The 19,050-nt window shown below is 56.4% G+C and carries 13 protein-coding genes and 1 pseudogene; 10 read left to right on the top strand and 4 right to left on the bottom strand.

Annotation, left to right across the window (positions count from 1 at the left end; all coding sequences use genetic code 11):
- The first annotated feature begins 156 nt into the window (after positions 1-156).
- The 7 genes and pseudogenes from zapE (at position 157) to lpdA (ending at position 10,576) form a co-directional block, all read left to right on the top strand.
- The gene (gene zapE / locus BEN30_RS01765; RefSeq protein ID WP_069956626.1) at positions 157-1,323 is read left to right on the top strand and encodes a cell division protein ZapE; all 1,167 of its coding nucleotides are present in this window, start codon (positions 157-159) and stop codon (positions 1,321-1,323) included.
- Positions 1,324-1,565: 242 nt separating this feature from the next.
- Positions 1,566-2,510: pseudogene (mdh, locus tag BEN30_RS01760) on the top strand (malate dehydrogenase); the annotation flags it as partial.
- Between the two features lie 225 nt (positions 2,511-2,735).
- Positions 2,736-3,905, top strand: coding sequence for an ADP-forming succinate--CoA ligase subunit beta (gene sucC, locus BEN30_RS01755; protein WP_069956625.1), 1,170 nt, complete (start codon positions 2,736-2,738; stop codon positions 3,903-3,905).
- Position 3,906: 1 nt separating this feature from the next.
- Entirely contained in the window at positions 3,907-4,782 is an 876-nt protein-coding gene (sucD, locus tag BEN30_RS01750) for a succinate--CoA ligase subunit alpha (protein WP_069956624.1), read from the top strand.
- Positions 4,783-4,895: 113 nt separating this feature from the next.
- On the top strand, positions 4,896-7,850 hold the full coding sequence (locus BEN30_RS01745) for a 2-oxoglutarate dehydrogenase E1 component (RefSeq protein WP_069956623.1): 2,955 nt from the start codon (positions 4,896-4,898) through the stop codon (positions 7,848-7,850).
- Positions 7,851-7,899: 49 nt separating this feature from the next.
- Positions 7,900-9,153, top strand: coding sequence for a 2-oxoglutarate dehydrogenase complex dihydrolipoyllysine-residue succinyltransferase (gene odhB / locus BEN30_RS01740; protein WP_069956622.1), 1,254 nt, complete (start codon positions 7,900-7,902; stop codon positions 9,151-9,153).
- Between the two features lie 28 nt (positions 9,154-9,181).
- Positions 9,182-10,576 (top strand): dihydrolipoyl dehydrogenase, encoded by a 1,395-nt coding sequence (lpdA, locus tag BEN30_RS01735; RefSeq protein ID WP_069956621.1) that lies wholly within the window; start codon positions 9,182-9,184, stop codon positions 10,574-10,576.
- Positions 10,577-10,675: 99 nt separating this feature from the next.
- Here lpdA and BEN30_RS01730 read toward each other — a convergent pair whose 3' ends face one another.
- The 4 genes from BEN30_RS01730 to BEN30_RS01715 form a co-directional block, all read right to left on the bottom strand.
- On the bottom strand, positions 10,676-11,113 hold the full coding sequence (locus BEN30_RS01730) for a hypothetical protein (protein ID WP_069956620.1): 438 nt from the start codon (positions 11,111-11,113) through the stop codon (positions 10,676-10,678).
- A gap of 158 nt (positions 11,114-11,271) precedes the next feature.
- Positions 11,272-12,198 (bottom strand): hypothetical protein, encoded by a 927-nt coding sequence (locus tag BEN30_RS01725; protein WP_069956619.1) that lies wholly within the window; start codon positions 12,196-12,198, stop codon positions 11,272-11,274.
- 127 nt (positions 12,199-12,325) lie between these two features.
- Complete coding sequence (locus BEN30_RS01720; protein ID WP_084004904.1) at positions 12,326-13,315, bottom strand: tyrosine recombinase XerC; 990 nt, start codon at positions 13,313-13,315, stop codon at positions 12,326-12,328.
- On the bottom strand, positions 13,297-14,004 hold the full coding sequence (locus tag BEN30_RS01715; RefSeq protein ID WP_069956618.1) for a DUF484 family protein: 708 nt from the start codon (positions 14,002-14,004) through the stop codon (positions 13,297-13,299). The genes BEN30_RS01720 and BEN30_RS01715 overlap by 19 nt, the downstream gene beginning before the upstream one ends.
- Before the next feature lie 360 nt (positions 14,005-14,364).
- Between BEN30_RS01715 and BEN30_RS01710 the strand changes: the two genes are divergently transcribed.
- From BEN30_RS01710 to atpA, 3 genes are all read left to right on the top strand, one after another.
- Positions 14,365-16,578, top strand: a complete 2,214-nt coding sequence (locus tag BEN30_RS01710) for a primosomal protein N' (protein WP_069956617.1) — start codon at positions 14,365-14,367, stop codon at positions 16,576-16,578.
- A gap of 375 nt (positions 16,579-16,953) precedes the next feature.
- Positions 16,954-17,514 (top strand): F0F1 ATP synthase subunit delta, encoded by a 561-nt coding sequence (locus BEN30_RS01705; RefSeq protein ID WP_069956616.1) that lies wholly within the window; start codon positions 16,954-16,956, stop codon positions 17,512-17,514.
- On the top strand, positions 17,514-19,046 hold the full coding sequence (gene atpA / locus BEN30_RS01700) for a F0F1 ATP synthase subunit alpha (RefSeq protein WP_069956615.1): 1,533 nt from the start codon (positions 17,514-17,516) through the stop codon (positions 19,044-19,046). Before BEN30_RS01705 ends, atpA begins: the two co-directional genes overlap by 1 nt.
- The last annotated feature ends 4 nt before the right edge of the window (positions 19,047-19,050 follow it).

Here is a 19,050-nt window from a genome sequence, read left to right as displayed (position 1 = left end):
ATGGTGTATGAACAGCCAGTTTGCCCGGCTCCTTGTCTGGGGGCAAGGGGGCATTCTCGCGCAGTCATAAAGTACAAAAAAACAGTTATTTACAAAGGGCTGGCAAATTCTTACCCTGATAAGGCACAGACGCCAAATTAAGGCTTGAGACCTCCCATGTCCTCAGTTGATGGACCCGTTTCCGAGGGCGCGCTTCCTGCGCCCACAGGACCACTGAACGAATATCGCGCTCGTATTGCGGCGGGCGAATTGAAGCACGACCCGGCGCAGGCGCTGGCCGTGGAAAAACTGCAAAGCCTTCACAAGGCCCTTATGGAATACGAACCCCGCTCCGGCCCGGTGGGCTGGAAAGAGCGTTTCGGTCTGGAACGTCGCCGCGAAAATCCGCCTCAAGGTCTCTATTTTTATGGCGGTGTGGGGCGCGGCAAATCCATGCTGATGGATATGTTTTTTGACGACGCTCCGGTCAAACGCAAACGCCGCGTGCACTTTCACGCGTTCATGCAGCAAGTGCACATTCGCTTGAATGAGTATCGAAAATTCAAAGGCCGCGAAGCTGATCCGATCCCCCCCGTCGCCGAACAAATTGCGGCGGAAGCGGCGCTGTTGTGCTTTGACGAATTTCAAGTCACCGACATCGCCGATGCTATGATCCTCAGCCGCCTGTTTAAGGTTCTGTTTGAAAAGGGCGTGGTGGTGGTGACGACGTCCAATCGTCCGCCGTGCGATTTGTATAAAAACGGATTGCAGCGCGAAGCGTTTTTGCCGTTTATCGATCTGGTTGAAGAAAAAATGGATCTGTTGCAACTCGACGGCAAACTGGATTACCGCCTGGAGCATATGCGCCAATTAAACGTGTACCTGTTTCCCGACGATGGGGAGGCTCGTGCCAAGTTGGAAGAAGCGTTTGTCACCTTGACTCACGGGGCGCGACCGCATGCGGCCACCATTCCCGTGCAAGGCCGCGACGTCGCCGTGCCCAAGGCGGCCCAAGGTGTGGCCATGGTGCAGTTTGCCGATATCTGCGGACGACCACTGGGGCCTGCGGATTACCTGGAACTGGCGCGGCGTTTTCACACCTTGATTATTCCTTCCATCCCCCAGATGGGACCCGATAACAAAGACATGGCGCATCGTTTTGTAACGCTGATCGACGCCATGTACGAAGGGCACGTGAAGCTCATTTGTTCCGCCGCCGTCGGTCCGATGGACCTGTACGTGGCCGGGGAAGGGTCATTTGAATTTGAACGCACGGCATCGCGACTTGTGGAAATGCAATCGGAGTCTTACATGGAACTAGGGCACGAAAAACGCGGCGGATGATGCCCCAAACGACGCGAGAAATGCAGCAAAAAGGGGTTAGAACAAGAATCCCACCCCTTTGGGCAGTTTTGGTCTTGCCCCGGGCAAGAATTCGCGCTACGAAACCAGAAGATTTTTGTGCAGCGCAACATGAAGCGCTGGGGCTGGGAAATCAGCCTATATGAACACACTGACACAGTTACAGGCACACTTAACGTTGACGCTAACGCGACACTTTCGAAGATAAAGGACAGGGAAATATTATGGCACGCAGTAAAATCGCATTGATCGGTGCAGGCAATATTGGCGGCACCCTTGCACACTTGGCGGCAGTCAAAGACTTGGGCGACATCGTCATGTTCGACATCATGGACGGTGTGCCCCAGGGCAAGTCGCTCGACATCGCCCAGTCCGGCCCCATCGAAGGCTTCAACTCCAACCTCAAAGGCACCAAAAGCTACGCCGGTATCAAGGGTGCAGACGTGGTTATCGTCACCGCAGGCATCGCGCGCAAGCCGGGCATGAGCCGTGATGATTTGTTGTCCATCAACGTCGGTGTCATGAAGCAGGTTGGCGAAGGCATCAAAAAATATGCACCGAAAGCTTTTGTGATCTGCATCACCAATCCGCTCGATGCGATGGTTTGGGCGCTGCGCGAAGCTTCCGGTTTGCCGCCGCACATGGTCGTCGGTATGGCCGGTGTTTTGGACGGTGCGCGCATGCGTTTGTTCCTGGCTGAAGAATTCGGCGTGTCCGTCGAAGACGTGACCGCGTTTGTTCTGGGCGGTCATGGCGACAGCATGGTGCCGTTGCCTCGCTATTCCACTGTCGGCGGCATTCCCGTGACCGATTTGATCGACATGAAATGGACTACCAAGGCCAAAATCGACGAGATCGTACAGCGCACCCGTGATGGCGGTGCCGAAATCGTCGGCTTGCTGAAAACCGGCTCGGCTTATTATGCACCGGCCGCTGCGGGCATCAAAATGGCCGAAGCTTACTTGAAAGACAAAAAAGCCGTGCTGCCGTGCGCGGCGTTCCTTAAAGGCGAATACGGCGTGAAGAACATGTACGTCGGCGTTCCGGTCGTGATCGGGGCGAAGGGCGTGGAGCGGATCGTTGAAATCAAGCTTGATCGCGAAGAAAAAGCCCTTTTCAACAAGTCCGTGAAGGCTGTGTTCGGCTTGGTCGACACCATCAAAAAGCTGCAAGCTGCCGCCGCAGCACCTGCGAAAAAAGCTCCGGCTAAAAGAGCAGCGGCCAAAAAGGCTCCGGCTAAGAAGGCACCTGCTAAAAAAGCTCCGGCGAGAAAAGCTGCCGTGAAAAAAGCAGCGGCTGTCGCGACGCCGACACCCACGACCACACCGACACAGGCCTAATAAATCTCATCAGGGCAGGGGGCGCTTCTATGCCCCCTGAGAGGATACAGTCAGATGAACATTCATGAGTATCAAGCCAAGCAGCTGCTCGCCAAGTATGGCGTTGCCGTGCCGAAGGGCAAGGTGGCTTACACCGCGCCCGAGGCCGAAGCTGTGGCCAAAGAATTGGGCGGTCCGGTTTGGGTTGTCAAAGCACAAATTCATGCCGGCGGTCGCGGCAAAGGTGGCGGCGTAAAAGTTGTGAAGTCCGTTGAGGACGTCCGCGACACCGCCAACGCCATGTTGGGGATGCAGTTGGTGACCCATCAAACCGGGCCCCAAGGCAAAGAAGTTAAACGCGTTTATATCGAAGAGGGCTGCGACATTCAGCGCGAACTCTATATCAGCTATCTGATTGACCGCGCCACCTCGCGCATCACCATCATGGCGTCGACCGAAGGCGGTATGGACATCGAAGAAGTCGCCGCCAAAACGCCGGAAAAAATCCTCACCATCACCATCGACCCGGCCACCGGCATGTTGCCGTTCCACGCCCGTCGGGTGGCGTTTGGTCTGGGTCTTGAAGGCAAGCAAGTCGGCGCAGCGGTGAAGTTGATGCTGGGCATGTACGCGGCCTTCAATGCACTTGATGCTTCGATGATGGAAATCAATCCGTTGGTGGTGACGGGCGAAGGCGCTGTGATGGCGCTGGATGCCAAAATGAATTTCGACGACAACGCTTTGTTCCGTCAAAAAGATGTGGCTGAGTTGCGCGACGAAGACGAAGAAGATCCCGCCGAACTGGAAGCCGCACGCCACGATCTGAACTACATCAAGTTAGACGGCAATATCGGCTGCATGGTGAACGGTGCGGGTCTGGCCATGGCGACCATGGACATCATCAAATTGTTTGGTGGTGATCCTGCCAACTTCCTGGACGTTGGCGGTGGGGCGACCAAAGAGCGCGTCACCACGGCGTTTAAGTTGATCCTGTCAGACGCCAATGTCGAAGGCATCTTGGTCAACATCTTCGGCGGCATTATGCGTTGCGACGTGATCGCCGAGGGCGTGGTTGCCGCAGCCCGCGAGGTCAGCCTCAACGTGCCGTTGGTGGTCCGTCTGGAAGGCACCAACGTCGAATTGGGTAAGAAAATTTTGGCTGATTCGGGACTTCCCATCGTCTCTGCCGATGATCTGGGCGATGCCGCTGAAAAGATCGTCAAAGCCGTGAAGGAGGCCGCGTAAGATGTCCGTACTCGTAGGTAAACACACTAAGGTCATCTGTCAGGGCTTCACCGGCGCGCAGGGGACGTTCCACTCCGAACAGGCCATTGCGTATGGCACCCAAATGGTCGGCGGCGTGACGCCGGGCAAGGGTGGCACGACGCACCTGGACTTGCCGGTGTTTGACACCGTCGCCGATGCGGTTGAACGCACCGGGGCCAATGCCACCGTCATCTATGTGCCCCCGCCCTTTGCGGCGGACGCCATCTTGGAAGCCATCGACGCGGAAATTGAATTGGCGGTGTGTATCACCGAAGGTATTCCCGTGCTCGACATGGTTAAAGTCAAACGCGCGCTCGCGGGGTCCAAAACCCGTTTGGTCGGCCCCAATTGTCCGGGCGTGATCACGCCCGGCGAATGCAAAATCGGCATTATGCCGGGCCACATCCACACCCGGGGTAAAGTCGGAATCGTATCGCGTTCGGGCACATTGACGTATGAAGCGGTGGCGCAGACCACCCATGCGGGCTTGGGCCAGACGACGTGTATCGGTATCGGCGGTGATCCGGTCAACGGCACCAACTTCATCGATTGCCTGGACATGTTCTTGGCTGACGATGAAACCGAATGCATCATCATGATCGGCGAAATCGGTGGCACAGCCGAAGAAGAAGCCGCTGCATTTTTGAAGGCCTCAAAAATTAAAAAACCAGTTGTTGGCTTTATTGCCGGCGTCACGGCACCGCCGGGACGTCGCATGGGCCATGCGGGTGCGATCATTTCCGGCGGTAAGGGGACCGCGGGCGACAAGATCGAGGCGATGAAGAGCGCGGGCATCACCGTGGCCTCTTCACCGGCAACACTCGGCAAGACCATGCTTGAAGTCCTGAAGGGCTAAAGCGCATTCACCGTCCGGCCCGCGAGAGCGGGCCGGGTTCGGGTTAATGAGGGGGATAGACACAGAGGGCAGGTTGATCCGGGCAATGGGCGCGGACGACTTGTAAGGGACCCATGGCACAAACAGCAGATACATTCCTATCTGGCGCAAACGCGCTATACGTTGCCGAGCTTTATGCTCGTTATACCGAAAGCCCTTCTCAGGTTGAGCCGTCGTGGGCCAAATATTTTGGTTCCATGGACGATGAAGAACGTGAAATTCTCATCGATTTGCGGGGCGCGTCTTGGGCGCCGTCAAGTTCCGGTGTGGTCGGAAAATTCGGCCATGGCGGTATGATGGAAGTCGACAGTCCCTCAGACGCCGTCGCTGTTGAAGGCCCGAACCTCGGTCATGTCACCGCCGGTACGGTGCGTCCCAGTGCCGATGTCATTCGCGCCGCGACCAAGGACACCATTCGCGCCTTGATGTTGATCCGCACCTACCGGGTGCGTGGTCACCTGATCGCCAATTTCGATCCGCTGGGTCTGGAGGGTCGCAAGCAGCACCCGGAGCTTGATTACCGCACTTATGGTTTTTCGGACGCAGACATTGATCGGCCGATCTTCATCGACAACGTGCTGGGTCTTGAAACCGCGACCTTGCGCGAAATCTTGCAGATTCTCAAAACCACATATTGCGGTTCCATCGGTGTGGAGTTCATGCACATTCAGGAACCGGATGAAAAAGCCTGGATTCAGCGTCGCATCGAAGGCATTCGCAATCAGACGGATTTCACCATCAAGGGCAAGCGCGCCATTTTGGAACGTCTGGTGGAATCGGAAGGGTTTGAAAAATACCTCGACGTCAAATTCAAAGGCACCAAGCGTTTCGGCCTGGATGGCGGCGAAAGCGTGGTTCCCGCCATTGAACAGATTCTCAAACGCGGCGGCCAGATGGGTGTTAAATCCGTGGTTCTGGGCATGGCGCACCGGGGTCGCTTAAACGTGCTGGCCTCGGTTATGCGCAAACCCTATATGGCCATTTTCGCAGAGTTCCTGGGCGTTTCGGCAATTCCCGAAGAGCTCGAAATTTCCGGCGACGTGAAGTATCACCTGGGCGCTTCGGCGGACCGTGTGTTTGATGAGCAATCAATCCATTTGTCGTTGACGGCCAACCCGTCGCACTTGGAATGCGTCAACCCGGTGGTGTTGGGCAAAGTGCGCGCCAAACAACGTCAAATCGGCGACGAAAAGCGCGAACAGGTGATGGGCTTGTTGCTGCACGGCGATGCCGCCTTTGCGGGCCAAGGCCTGGTTCCGGAAACGTTGGATATGTCGCAGTTGCGCGGCTATCAGACCGGCGGCACCATTCACATCATCATCAACAACCAAATCGGCTTTACGACCCACCCGTCGTATTCGCGCTCTTCGCCGTATCCTTCCGATGTGGCGAAGATGATTCAGGCGCCGATTTTCCACGTCAACGGCGACGACCCGGAAGCGGTGGTGCACATCGCACGTATCGCCATGGAATTCCGTCAAGAATTTCACAAGGACGTCATCATCGACATGTTCTGTTATCGCCGTCATGGTCATAACGAGGGTGATGAACCGATGTTCACCAACCCGATCATGTACAAGACCATCGCCACTCACCCGACCACCCGCGAAATTTATGCTCGCAAGCTGAACGAACAAGGTGTGTTGACCGAGGTCGAGAGCGATAAAATGGTTGCCGCGTTCTCGGCCCATCTGGACAAAGAACGCGCTTTGGCCGAAGGCTACAAGGCCAACAAGGCCGACTGGCTGGAAGGCCAGTGGGCCGGTTTGTTCTATCTGCAAGGCGCAGAAGAAATGCGCGAAGACGATACCTCGTGCGATATGGAATTGCTGCGCGAAGTGGGCTTCGCCATTTCAGAACCGCCCGCCTTGTTTCACACCAACACCAAAATTTTGCGCCAATTTGCGGCCAAACGAACCATGATCGAATCTCAAGAAGGGGTCGATTGGGCAACCGCGGAAGCGCTGGCGTATGGCACGCTTTTGGTGCAAGGACACGGGGTGCGTTTGTCGGGTCAAGATTCCGGGCGCGGCACGTTCTCTCATCGCCATTCGGTGTTGGTCGATCAGGAAACCGAAGAACGCTACATTCCGCTGAACAACATCCGCCCCGGCGATCAGGCGCACTACGAAGTGATCGACAGTCCGCTTTCTGAGGCGGGTGTGTTGGGCTTTGAATATGGACACTCCCTGTCAGATCCCCATTGCCTGACCATTTGGGAAGCGCAGTTTGGTGATTTTGCCAACGGCGCGCAGGTGATCATCGATCAGTTCGTTTCCAGTGGCGAAACCAAGTGGCTGCGCATGTCGGGCTTGGTGATGTTGCTGCCCCATGGTTATGAAGGTCAAGGGCCGGAACATTCATCGGCACGGTTGGAGCGCTATTTGCAATCGTGTGCCGAGGACAATTGGCAGGTTGTGAACGTCACCACCCCGGCGCAGTTTTTCCATGTGATGCGCCGTCAATTGCGCCGCAACTTGCGCAAGCCGTTGATCGTCATGTCCCCGAAATCACTGCTCCGTCACAAGTTGGTGGTGTCCAACTTGGGCGAGATGGGACCGGGTACCTGTTTCCATCGGGTGTTACCGGAACACGATCGTTTGGTTTTGGACAAAAAAATTCGCCGCGTGGTTTTGTGTTCGGGCAAGGTTTACTACGATCTTTTGGAAGAACGCCGTCGCCGCGAAATCAAAGACGTCGCCATCGTACGGGTGGAACAACTCTATCCGTTCCCGTGGCAGGGCTTGATGCAACAGCTGGGTCGTTATCCCAACGCTGAAGTGATTTGGTGCCAGGAAGAACCCGCCAACATGGGGGCCTGGACGTTTGTCGCGCAGCGCCTCGAAACCATTGTGCGTGATCTCAACAACAAAATCTTGACCGTGAATTATGTCGGACGTCGCGGGGCCGCCAGCCCGGCAACGGGGTTGAACCGCCATCACGTCGAACAGCAAAAGTGGATCGTGGACCAAGCCCTAGAAGGCGACATGAATAAACTGGTGCAGCCGCATCAACGTCCCCACTATTAAACAAAATGGATAACCCCGGGAGGGGTCAAACGAAAGCGAGAGGTCTAAAATGACTGTCGAAATTAAAGTACCAGTTCTGGGGGAATCGGTTTCTGAGGCGACCGTGGCAAAGTGGTTCAAGCAACCGGGTGATGCCGTTGATCTGGATGAGCCCATTGTCGAACTTGAAACCGACAAAGTGACGGTGGAAGTTCCATCCCCTGCGGCGGGCGTGCTCAAAGCCATCGCTTTTGAGGATGGCCAGGACGTTGGTGTCGGTGCCGTGTTGGGGACCATTGATGATAAAGCTGTTGCGGCCTCTGCTCCTTCTGCGGCCGCCGCACCGGCCCCCGCTGCCGCGGCTGCACCTGCGGTGAGTGCAGAAGACGCGCTGTCGCCCGCTGTGAAAAAACTCATCGATGAAAATCATCTCGACGCCAGCACCATCGTCGGCTCCGGTAAAGACGGGCGCATCGTGAAGGGTGACGTTCTGGCGCATCTGGAAAACAAAGCCGCTACGCCCGCTCCCGCATCCGCATCCGCATCCGCTCCTGCAGCTGCTCCTAAGGCATCAGCGGCGACGGCTCCGACCGCCGCGCAATATCCGCCGCGTCCCATTGGCCCGCGGGAAGAACGCGTGCCCATGACCCGTTTGCGCAAGCGCATTGCCGAACGTCTGAAAGAAGCGCAAAACACCGCCGCCATGCTCACCACCTTTAACGAAGTGGACATGACCAACGTCATGGATTTGCGCAAGCGCTTTAAAGACGGCTTTGAGAAAAAGCACGGCGTCAAGTTGGGCTTCATGTCGTTCTTCACCAAAGCGGTGGTGACGGCGCTCAGGGAACTGCCTGCCGTGAATGCGGAAATCAACGACGGCGACATCATCTTCAAAAACCACTACGACATCGGCGTTGCCGTGGGTACGGAAAACGGTTTGGTGGTTCCGGTGGTGCGCGATTGCGACTCTTTGGGTTTTGCCCAAATTGAACAATCCATCAACGACTTCGGTCGGCGCGCGCGGGAAGGTCGCTTGACCATGGATGAAATGTCCGGTGGGACCTTCACCATCACCAACGGCGGGATTTTTGGCTCCTTGTTGTCGACGCCCATCTTGAACCCACCGCAGTCGGGCATCTTGGGCATGCACAAAATTCAGATGCGTCCCATGGTCATGCCTGACGGGTCCATCGAAGCCCGCCCGATGATGTATTTGGCGCTGTCCTATGATCATCGCATCGTTGATGGTCGTGAAGCCGTGACCTTCTTGGTGCGAGTCAAAGAATGCATCGAAGATCCTGACCGCATCATGTTGGACGCTTAAAGCTTAAAATAGAGCCGGAGATTTTTTTATGGCTGAGAACGCATTTGACGTCATCATTATTGGCGGTGGACCGGGCGGCTACGTCGCCGCCATCCGCGCCGCGCAATTGGGCTTTACCACCGCGTGCGTGGATATGCGCGAAACCTTGGGCGGCACCTGCCTGAACGTGGGCTGCATTCCGTCCAAAGCGTTGTTGCAATCGTCGCACTTGTTTGAAGAGGCCGGGCACGGTTTGGCACAACACGGCGTTGGCGTCGCTGCACCCAAGCTGGACTTGAAAACCATGCTGGGGCGCAAAGACGCCGTGGTCGGCGATTTGACCAAGGGCATAGCGTTCTTGTTTAAGAAAAACAAAATCACGCACATTGTCGGTGCAGGCGTGATCTCGGCACCGGGCAAAGTGAAGGTCGGCAAGGATACCTTTGCTGCCAAGCATATCATCATCGCTACGGGGTCCGAACCGGCACCGCTGGCCGGTGTGACCATTGATGAAAAACAAATCGTCACCTCGACCGGGGCTTTGAATCTGCCCAAAGTTCCGAAATCCATGATCGTCATCGGTGGTGGTGTGATTGGTTTGGAATTGGGCTCGGTGTGGCGGCGTTTGGGTGCGGATGTCACGGTGGTCGAATTCTTGGCGGAAATTCTCCCCGGTATGGACGGTGAAGTGGTCAAACAAGCGGCGCGCACCTTCAAAAAGCAGGGCTTGAATTTCAAAACCGGAACCAAGGTGACGGGGGCAAAAACGGCCAAGACGGGCGTCACGCTGACGGTCGAAGCGGCTGCTGGCGGTAAGGCCGAAACCTTGAAGGCGGACGTCGTGCTGGTGTCCATTGGTCGTCGTCCGTTCACCGACAAGCTGGGCCTGGATAAGGTCGGTGTCGAAATGGATCCGCGTGGGTTCGTGAAAACCGACGGGCACTTCAAAACCAATGTTGAAGGCATTTACGCTATCGGTGATGTTATCGGTGGTCAGATGTTGGCGCACAAGGCTGAAGAAGAAGGCATTGCGTGTGTCGAAATTCTGGCCGGACAAGCGGGTCATGTGAATTACGGGGCCATTCCCGGCGTCGTTTATACCCACCCGGAAATCGCTGCCGTGGGCAAAACCGAAGAGGCGCTGAAATCGGCAGGCGTCGCCTATACGGTCGGCAAATTCCCATTTATGGCCAATTCCCGCGCCCGTGCGGTGGGCGATACCGAAGGCTTCGTCAAAATTTTGGCGGACGCCAAGACGGACCGCGTGCTCGGCGCGCACATCATCGGTCCCGGTGCGGGTGAATTGATTCAGGAAATCGTTTTGGCGATGGAATTCGGCGGTGCGTCGGAAGACATAGCGCGCACCAGCCACGCTCATCCCGGCACTTCTGAAGCGGTGAAAGAAGCCGCCTTGGCGTGCTTGGGTCGGGCCATCCACATATAGACCATATAGCGGCCCTTATGCGGGCCAACGGTCTTTGAAATGCATTGGGCCTGAACGATCTTCCGTTCAGGCCCAATTGTATTTTTTTAGAACAGTGCCTTAGGCGCTTAAAGCCCCCAGCGCTAAATCCGTGAATTGGGTGTGTACCTCACCGTCGGTTTGGACGTAGCACAGCACGCCATGGATGGTGTGCGAAAAGGCCAGTCCGCGGGCCACCAACTCCATAAGTATTTTGGCGGTTTTTTGTCCCGGCATGTGCAGCAGGTCAGAAATATCGTTTATGCACAGTTTGGCGATGTGAACCATGGCCAGCACCCGGGCTTCATCGGTGTCGATGGCGCCTTTGGTCGCGACGACCATGCGCTCAGCGGCATAGCGGCTGATCATCATGATTTCTTCAGAACTGCCGGACAGTTGGCAGATGTAAGGAATACGCACTGCATCATGCTGTGCAAGCGCCACCCGCGCCGCGCGACGGGTAACCTCGTCCAGGCAATAGGTTTGTAAAGGAGTCGGTGTCAGAGCCGTATCTGGCATAGTATACTCCAAGTATTGTGTCCTTATGATTGTTCTTATTAAACCATAAAGAGTGCTCGTTTGTAAAGACCGCCGCCCGGCATGAGACCCTGCTTGAGGCCGGGCGGCAGATACTTTAGCGGTTTGCTCCCGGTTTTGACCCGGACGCGCGATGTGATTTATTTCCCCTTAAACTCACCACCGGCGGCTTCGGTCAAAGCCGCGCGGATGGCCTCGGGTGAGGCCATGATGTTCATGAAGCTGTTGTCACCCATCATCGACAGATCAGGGAAATTGATGGCGATGCGAAAGCGTGCATACAGCGCATAAACCTGATTGCCCGAGACGATGAATTCATAGGGCAGGTGTGCGGTTGAGCGGGTGTCTTTGAAATCGATTTCGCTCATGATGAAGGTATCGGAACGAAATTTTGTATCGTTGTTGGCCAAATCGCCCGACAAACCCACGGCAAAGTAGCTTTCGTCTTTACCCGGGACGTCAATGCGCGTCACCAAAGTTGTGCCGGATTTGTTGCTGGCCAGCGCGGCTTCGACCCCTTTGATGGCGTCCGCATAGCTGTCGTATTTGGCCAGTTTGGACGGATCGTCGAAATATTCCATCAAGAACGCGTAGTGATAACCGCTCAATTCTTTGGCGGTCAGGCCGTTTTCAGAGCCAAACTCCCCCTGATTGCCCAGTGCGGCGCTGAGCGCGCTGCTGACGCCGGCCAAGTCGCCGGCCATGCGGTAGGCGGCGGCCATGTAAGTCGGGTTGGTGTACGCCACCTGGACGGTGCCCTTAACGTCGGTGATGGAAACGCGCTGGGCGACCCCATAAGCGCCGAATTCGGATTTCGCGGCGTTGGCTTTTAAGGCGTCATTGGTGATGATGAGCACCATTGCGCCGTCATAGGGCGCATACGTGCCGGCAATTTCAAAACCAGCGTTTTGCAGTTTCGACGTGGTGTCAGTGACTGTTGCGGCAAGCGAGCCAGCCCCCTGGCTTGCCAAAACAAACGGTTTCATTTTTTCATTGGCTTGGGCCGGGCTGTGCAGCGACAAAAGTGCGGCAAAAGCGACGGCAAGAAGCGTGCGTAAACGGATCATTATTTATTTCCCCCTGTGTGTGTTTATGCTCTTTCATATGAGAAAAATGTGCACAGTGGGTAGTACTATGCGCGCACACAAAGCGGGTTCTTGAACGTCGCTTATAAAAGAAATGCAGAAATTTCAGTTATTTTTGCCGTTTGGCGCGGGGATGGGCATGGGCATAGACCGCTTGCAGACGTGCTGAATCGACATCGGTATAGCGCTGTGTGGTGCTGAGCGAGGCATGGCCCAACAGCTCTTGAATGGTGCGCAGATCCCCGCCGCCGGACAACAGATGTGTGGCAAAGCTGTGGCGCAAGGCATGTGGCGTGGCGGTGTCGGGCAAATCCAAATAGGCCCGTGCATCCCGCACCATGGCTTGGGCCACACCCGCTTGCAAACGTTTGCCCTTTGATCCCAAAAACACCGCCCGGTTGGGCGATTGGGCAAAAGGGCAGGCTTTCAGGTACTGGGAGAGGGCCGCGGAAACTTGGGGCAAAACCGGCACGAGACGTTGTTTGTTGCCCTTGCCGGTGATGACAAAGACGTCGCCTTTGGGCAGATCCTTGATGTCCAGTTCCAACGCTTCGGCGATGCGCAGCCCGCAGCCGTACAACAAGAACAGCAGCGCCCGGTCGCGCTTGCCGACCCAGGGTTCTGCGGCCAAAACATCAACCAGCTCTACCAGTTCCAGCGCTTCTTCAACGCTCAGCGCTTTGGGCAGGGATTTGGCCAGCTTGGGCGTGCGCACAGCGTGAATGGCGGCGTTGGAGAGCACGCCTTGGCGTTCGAAGTGTTTGAACAGCGTGCGCAAGGTCGAAAAGCGTCGTGCAATGGTGGCGCGGCTTTTGCCGTCAGCGCTGAGACGCGCCAACCACGCGCGAAAATCTACGGCGCGTAAATGCTCTAAATCTTTAACGCCGGGGGGGTAGCCCAAATGCTCGGCCAGAAAAATCAAGAACAGGGAGGCATCGCGGGTGTAGTTGGACAGGGTGTGGGGGCTACAGCGTTTTTCATGGCTGAGCCAATCCAGCCAACCTTGAAGGGCGCGTTTCAGCGCAGGCTCGGCAGGGACCGTATCGAGCGGCCCGACCGTCTCAGCAGACGGGGGGGCGATTACGCCGGGGCCAGCCATTTTTGGAACAGCTTTTCACTGACCCGCGCCAAGAAGTTCAGCAAGTCCGTACCTTGGCCGGCATGAAAAGCGCCCGACATATAAGAGCCCAACGCAATGACGCCGCCCGCCGTATAGGCGCTGGGGCGCAGCCGCGCCAAGGCCGCGGAGCGCACGGCCGTACAGTCTTCGCCAAAAATAGTGCCATCGTCCAGCATGTCGCGGACCAGCGCTACATCGCCGCCTTCACCGATATGGGCATCCAAAAAATTCATCGGCAACATGCGCACGCCGGGCAAACGTAAGGCGGCTTCGGCTTTGATGTGCTGCTCGAAGCCAAATGCGACCACGTCCACATCCAAAAGCAACGGCAAATCTTCGGTGATGATGCGTGCCATGTGGGCTGCGTCTTGCGCCGACAGCAACGCCAAGACGGCGGCATGCGTGCGCGTCAAATAGGTCATGTTGGAACGGCTGGTCTCAATCACGTCCTGAGTGCAGGCGGTGAGATTTTGGATTTCGTCGCGCAAACGGTCGACCATGGCGGATTGAAAATCAATCGCGCCGTCCGCGCGGGGCGCCGTTGTGGGGCCTTGCATGTTGACCAAAATTTCCGGATTGCGGGAAAAGAAACCGGGGTTATCCAAAAGGTACTGGCCGATGTCCTCATCGTTCAGCAGGGTTTCGGCATTCAGCATGTTGGTCGTCATAGGGCGTCCCTCACAGTTAAATGGCCCCTGTTGGTGTCAGCGAAAATAAAGGGCCGAATCGTCTGAGCTCATCATGAACCATTTTCGTTAAGGCTTTCCTTCCGTAGACTTAATACCGAGGAACGGAAATAATGACCTATAATTATATTCGGGGATTGGGTGAGGGGTGCGTGCATTGTCTGATTGTTTTCGTCATTGCGAGCCCCCAAAGGGGGCGCGGCAATCCATACGGTGGCACGGAGTGCACGATCCTGGATTGCTTCGCTGCGCTCGCAATGACGATGGGTGGCGAAGACTTTTACAGCCCGCTGTCATCAAGGATTATAGGGGTCTGAATTTACGCTGCGGGGCATTAGGGGCATGACAAAAGACGATTCGCCCATAGAAGAGTTTCTCCCCGGTATGCGCTGCGGCGTGTTGCTGCCGGTGCCGCTGGGCCAAGTGTACGACTATAAAGTGGCCGACGACATGACTGTGCGCGCGGGTGATTTTGTGCGGGTGTCATTTGGCCCCAGAAAGCTGGTGGGCGTGGTGTGGGGGCCGGGGGCTGGCGAGATTGAGGACCAAAAGCTCAAAGCCATCGTCGAAAAATTGCCCGCCCTGCCCATGACGGCGTTGATGCGGCGCTTTATCGCGTGGCTGGCGAATTACACATTGTCGAGCCTGGGCGCGGTCCTCAAAATGGCTATGAGTGTACCGGACGCCCTGGAATCGCCCAAAGGCGTGAAGGTCTACCGGGTGGCGGCAGAGATGCCCGACCTGCGCTTGACGCCCGCCCGCGAACGGGTGTTGGCGGTGCTGAAAAACGGCCCACCCTTAAGTGCATCTGATGCCGCCCTAGAGGCCGCATGTACCCCTGCTGTAGTAACCGGCTTGGCCAAAGCTGGAGCTCTGGAAGAAGTCAGCCAGATTCAAGAACCTCAATGGCAAAACCCCGACCCGACTCTGGACGGGCCAAGTTTGTCAGGTGATCAGCATGCGGCGGCGACGGATTTGGTGGCGAAAACCAAATCCGGCGGATTTGCTGCGGTGCTGCTGGACGGGGTGCCGGGGTCGGGCAAGACCGAAGTTTATTTCGAAGCGGTCGCCGAAGCCTTGAAACACGGCCAGCAGGTGTTGGTGTTGCTGCCTGAAATTGCCCTGAGTTCGCAGTGGTTGGGGCGTTTTGAAAAACGATTCGGAGCGCCTCCGGCCCAATGGCATTCGGAATTGGGGGTGAAGGAACGCCGTGAAACCTGGCGTGCCGTGGCCGATGGCCGCGCCCAAGTGGTGGTGGGGGCGCGCTCCGCGCTGTTTTTACCGTTTAAAGATTTGGCCCTGATCGTTGTCGATGAAGAGCACGACCCGGCTTTTAAGCAAGAAGAGGGCGTCATTTACAACGCCCGCGATATGGCCGTGGTGCGTGCCCATCTGGGTGAAATTCCCATTTGTCTGGTGTCCGCAACACCGTCCCTGGAAACGGCGGTGAATGCCAGCAGTGGCAAGTATGGTTTATTACATTTACCGCAACGGCACGGTGGCGCGGTGTTACCCGCCCTAGACCTGATCGACATGCGGCGCGAAAAATTGCCCGCGACCCGGTGGCTGTCGCCGTCGCTGATCGACGCATTGACAGAGACCTTTCAAGCGGGCGAGCAGGCGATGTTGTTTTTGAACCGGCGTGGCTATGCGCCGCTGACGCTGTGCAGGACCTGCGGGTTTCGTCTCAAATGCCCCAATTGTTCGGCGTGGCTGGTGGAACACCGGGTGCGGGGGCGGCTTCAATGTCACCATTGCGGCCACATCGACCGGATGCCCCAGCAGTGCCCCGAATGCCATGCCGAGCACAGTTTTCACGCCTGCGGACCCGGTGTCGAACGGGTCGCCGAAGAAGCCATCAATGCCTTTCCCGACGCTCGTGTGGCGCTGGCCAGCTCCGATACCTTGACCGGACCGCGTGCCGCTCAGGATTTGGTTGCGCGCATTGAACGCCACGATGTGGATTTGATCATTGGCACGCAAATCGTCGCCAAGGGCTATCACTTTCCCATGTTGACCCTGGTGGGCGTGGTGGATGGAGACCTCGGTTTGGCAGGCGGGGATTTGCGCGCCGCCGAGCGGACCTATCAGCTTCTCTACCAAGTTGCCGGACGGGCCGGACGTGGCCAGCATCCAGGAAGGGTGCTGGTGCAGACCTTCCAACCCGACCATCCGGTGATGCAGGCGATGAAGTCGGGCGTGCGCGATCAGTTCATCAACGCCGAAATCAAAGCCCGTGAAGAATTGTATATGCCACCGTTCGGTCGTTTGGTGGCGTTGATCGTGTCGGGCAAGGTTGAGGCCGCTGTTGAGGCGCAAGCGGTGAGCTTGGCGCGCATGGCCCCTGGATACGATGGCATCGAAGTTTTGGGACCCGCGCCCGCCCCGCTGGCGCTGTTGCGTGGACGTTATCGTCGGCGTTTGTTGATGAAGTTGAGGCCTGGCATTGTTCCACAACCTATCATTCAAGAATGGTTGGCGCGTTTGGGTGTGGCAAAACGACGCGAAAAAGGGGTGCGAATCCAAATTGACGTCGATCCGCAAAGTTTTTTATAAGCGCCTGTGTATGAGGGGGGACAAATATACGAAACCCAACATTTTTATTGTGCACCTGCGTTGTTCTTTTGCAGAGACTGATTTAGCGCAGAATTCAGCCAATTTTGTAACATCAAGCCTGTTTTATATGCAATATCGCTAATATGTGAAAATAAGCATATAGGGCGCTGTGTCACAAATCCTCCAACCCCCTGTGTTTCTGCGAAAAAAAATATCGAAAGAGTCGCCTTGCAACCCCCATACCCGTGTGTTAGATAACTGCCGCGTTTCGCAGTGGCAGCATTTTTGTTTTTGCCGTCACAAAGATCGTTCTGCGGGGGGCCTTAGGTCCTCTCCTAACGCCGTATCACACTTTAGGTCAGGGAATCTTCCCAAGTGTCATCCGAGACCACTGCCACCACCGGCCTTGCAGGCCGCTACGCCACAGCTCTTTATGATCTGGCGGAGTCTGCTAACAAGCTGGACAAGGTTGCCGAAGACCTCAAGGGATTGAGGGCTCTCATTCACGATAGTGCCGATTTGGGACGGGTGATCACGTCACCGGTCCTGTCCCGGGGCGATCAGGTTAAGGTCTTGACCGCGCTGTGCGCGAAGGCCGAAATGGACGAACTTACGGGCCGTTTTGTCGGTACCGTCGCCCAGAACCGTCGATTGCCCGTGCTGGACGGCATCATCAAAGCGTTCTTAAATGAACTTTCTCGCCGCCGGGGTGAATCCTCGGCACATGTCATTTCGGCCAAAAAGCTTTCAGACGCTCAGCTTCAGGCCGTGATCGACGTTTTGAAGGCTTCGGTGGGGACCAAAATCTCTGTCGAGACCGATGTTGACGAGAGCTTGCTTGGCGGGATGATCGTCAATGTGGGTTCACGCATGATCGATTCGTCGCTTAAAACGCAATTGCAGCAGCTACACCTCTCCATGAAGGGGATTGGATAATGGATATCCGTGCCGCGGAAATTTCCGCAATCTTAAAAGATCAAATCGCAAATTTTGGGACCGAGGCAGAAGTTGCCGAGGTTGGCCAGGTGTTGTCCGTCGGTGACGGTATCGCCCGTGTTTATGGCCTTGATAACGTCCAGGCCGGTGAAATGGTCGAGTTTCCGGGCGCCATCAAGGGCATGGCCCTGAACCTTGAAGAAGACAACGTCGGTGTTGTCATCTTCGGCAATGACCGGGGTATCAAAGAAGGCGATATCGTTAAGCGCACCGGCACCATCGTTGACGTTCCCGTCGGCCGAGGTCTCTTGGGTCGCGTCGTTGACGGCTTGGGCAATCCCATTGACGGTAAAGGTCCCATCACGGACGCCAAGCGCTCGCGCGTGGAAGTCAAGGCACCGGGCATCATCCCGCGTAAATCGGTTCACGAACCGATGCAGACCGGCCTGAAGGCGATCGACAGCTTGATCCCCATCGGGCGTGGTCAGCGCGAATTGATCATTGGTGATCGCCAAACCGGTAAAACGGCTGTCATCATCGACACCATCATCAACCAAAAGCCCACCAATGCAGCGGCCAGCAACGACAGCGACAAGCTGTTTTGCATTTATGTCGCCATTGGTCAGAAGCGCTCCACGGTTGCCCAGTTGGTGAAATCTTTGGAAGACAATGGCGCGATGGAATATTCCGTGGTCGTTGCGGCAACCGCATCCGACCCCGCACCAATGCAGTTCCTGGCTCCTTACACGGGTGCCACCATCGGTGAATTCTTCCGCGACAACGGTCAGCACGCGGTCATTTTCTATGACGATTTGACCAAACAAGCTGTTGCTTATCGTCAGATGTCGCTGTTGCTTCGTCGTCCTCCTGGTCGTGAAGCCTATCCGGGCGACGTGTTCTATCTTCACTCTCGCCTTTTGGAGCGCGCCTGTAAGTTGGGCGATGCAGCGGGCAACGGGTCTTTGACGGCACTCCCCGTTATCGAAACCCAGGCGGGTGACGTTTCGGCATACATTCCGACGAACGTGATTTCCATCACCGATGGTCAGATCTTCTTGGAATCGGAACTCTTCTACAAAGGCATCCGCCCCGCTGTGAACGTGGGTCTGTCGGTGTCTCGTGTGGGTTCTGCGGCGCAGATTAAGGCCATGAAGCAGGTTGCGGGTTCGATTAAGTTGGAACTGGCTCAGTACCGCGAAATGGCAGCGTTTGCCCAGTTTGCTTCAGATCTTGACCCGGCGACGCAGCGGCTCTTGGCGCGTGGTGCGCGCTTGACCGAGCTGTTGAAGCAGCCGCAATACAGCCCGCTCACCGTTCAAGAACAGGTTTGCATCATCTATTCTGGTGTGAAGGGCCATTTGGACAAAATCGCAACCAAGGACGTTACTCGTTACGAGCATGCTCTGCTCGGCGAGCTGCGCGCCAAAGGCGGCGATATTTTGAACGTCATTCGGGATGAAAAAGCCCTGTCTGCGGAAACCGAAGCAAAGCTGGCGAAGTTTATTGCAGACTTCACCAAGTCTTTCGCTTAATCGT

The organism is Magnetovibrio blakemorei (assembly GCF_001746755.1).
GTDB lineage: Bacteria > Pseudomonadota > Alphaproteobacteria > Rhodospirillales > Magnetovibrionaceae > Magnetovibrio > Magnetovibrio blakemorei.
Note: the sequence above shows the minus strand (reverse complement) of the source record. Positions and strands in the feature narration are given on the sequence as shown.

Bases quoted from the DNA above. Each gene is read 5' to 3' on its own strand.
- zapE (WP_069956626.1), top strand. From the start codon at position 157: ATGTCCTCAGTTGATGGACCCGTTTCCGAGGGCGCGCTTCCTGCGCCC.
- sucC (WP_069956625.1), top strand. From the start codon at position 2,736: ATGAACATTCATGAGTATCAAGCCAAGCAGCTGCTCGCCAAGTATGGC.
- sucD (WP_069956624.1), top strand. From the start codon at position 3,907: ATGTCCGTACTCGTAGGTAAACACACTAAGGTCATCTGTCAGGGCTTC.
- BEN30_RS01745 (WP_069956623.1), top strand. From the start codon at position 4,896: ATGGCACAAACAGCAGATACATTCCTATCTGGCGCAAACGCGCTATAC.
- odhB (WP_069956622.1), top strand. From the start codon at position 7,900: ATGACTGTCGAAATTAAAGTACCAGTTCTGGGGGAATCGGTTTCTGAG.
- lpdA (WP_069956621.1), top strand. From the start codon at position 9,182: ATGGCTGAGAACGCATTTGACGTCATCATTATTGGCGGTGGACCGGGC.
- BEN30_RS01730 (WP_069956620.1), bottom strand. From the start codon at position 11,113: ATGCCAGATACGGCTCTGACACCGACTCCTTTACAAACCTATTGCCTG.
- BEN30_RS01725 (WP_069956619.1), bottom strand. From the start codon at position 12,198: ATGATCCGTTTACGCACGCTTCTTGCCGTCGCTTTTGCCGCACTTTTG.
- BEN30_RS01720 (WP_084004904.1), bottom strand. From the start codon at position 13,315: ATGGCTGGCCCCGGCGTAATCGCCCCCCCGTCTGCTGAGACGGTCGGG.
- BEN30_RS01715 (WP_069956618.1), bottom strand. From the start codon at position 14,004: ATGACGACCAACATGCTGAATGCCGAAACCCTGCTGAACGATGAGGAC.
- BEN30_RS01710 (WP_069956617.1), top strand. From the start codon at position 14,365: ATGACAAAAGACGATTCGCCCATAGAAGAGTTTCTCCCCGGTATGCGC.
- atpA (WP_069956615.1), top strand. From the start codon at position 17,514: ATGGATATCCGTGCCGCGGAAATTTCCGCAATCTTAAAAGATCAAATC.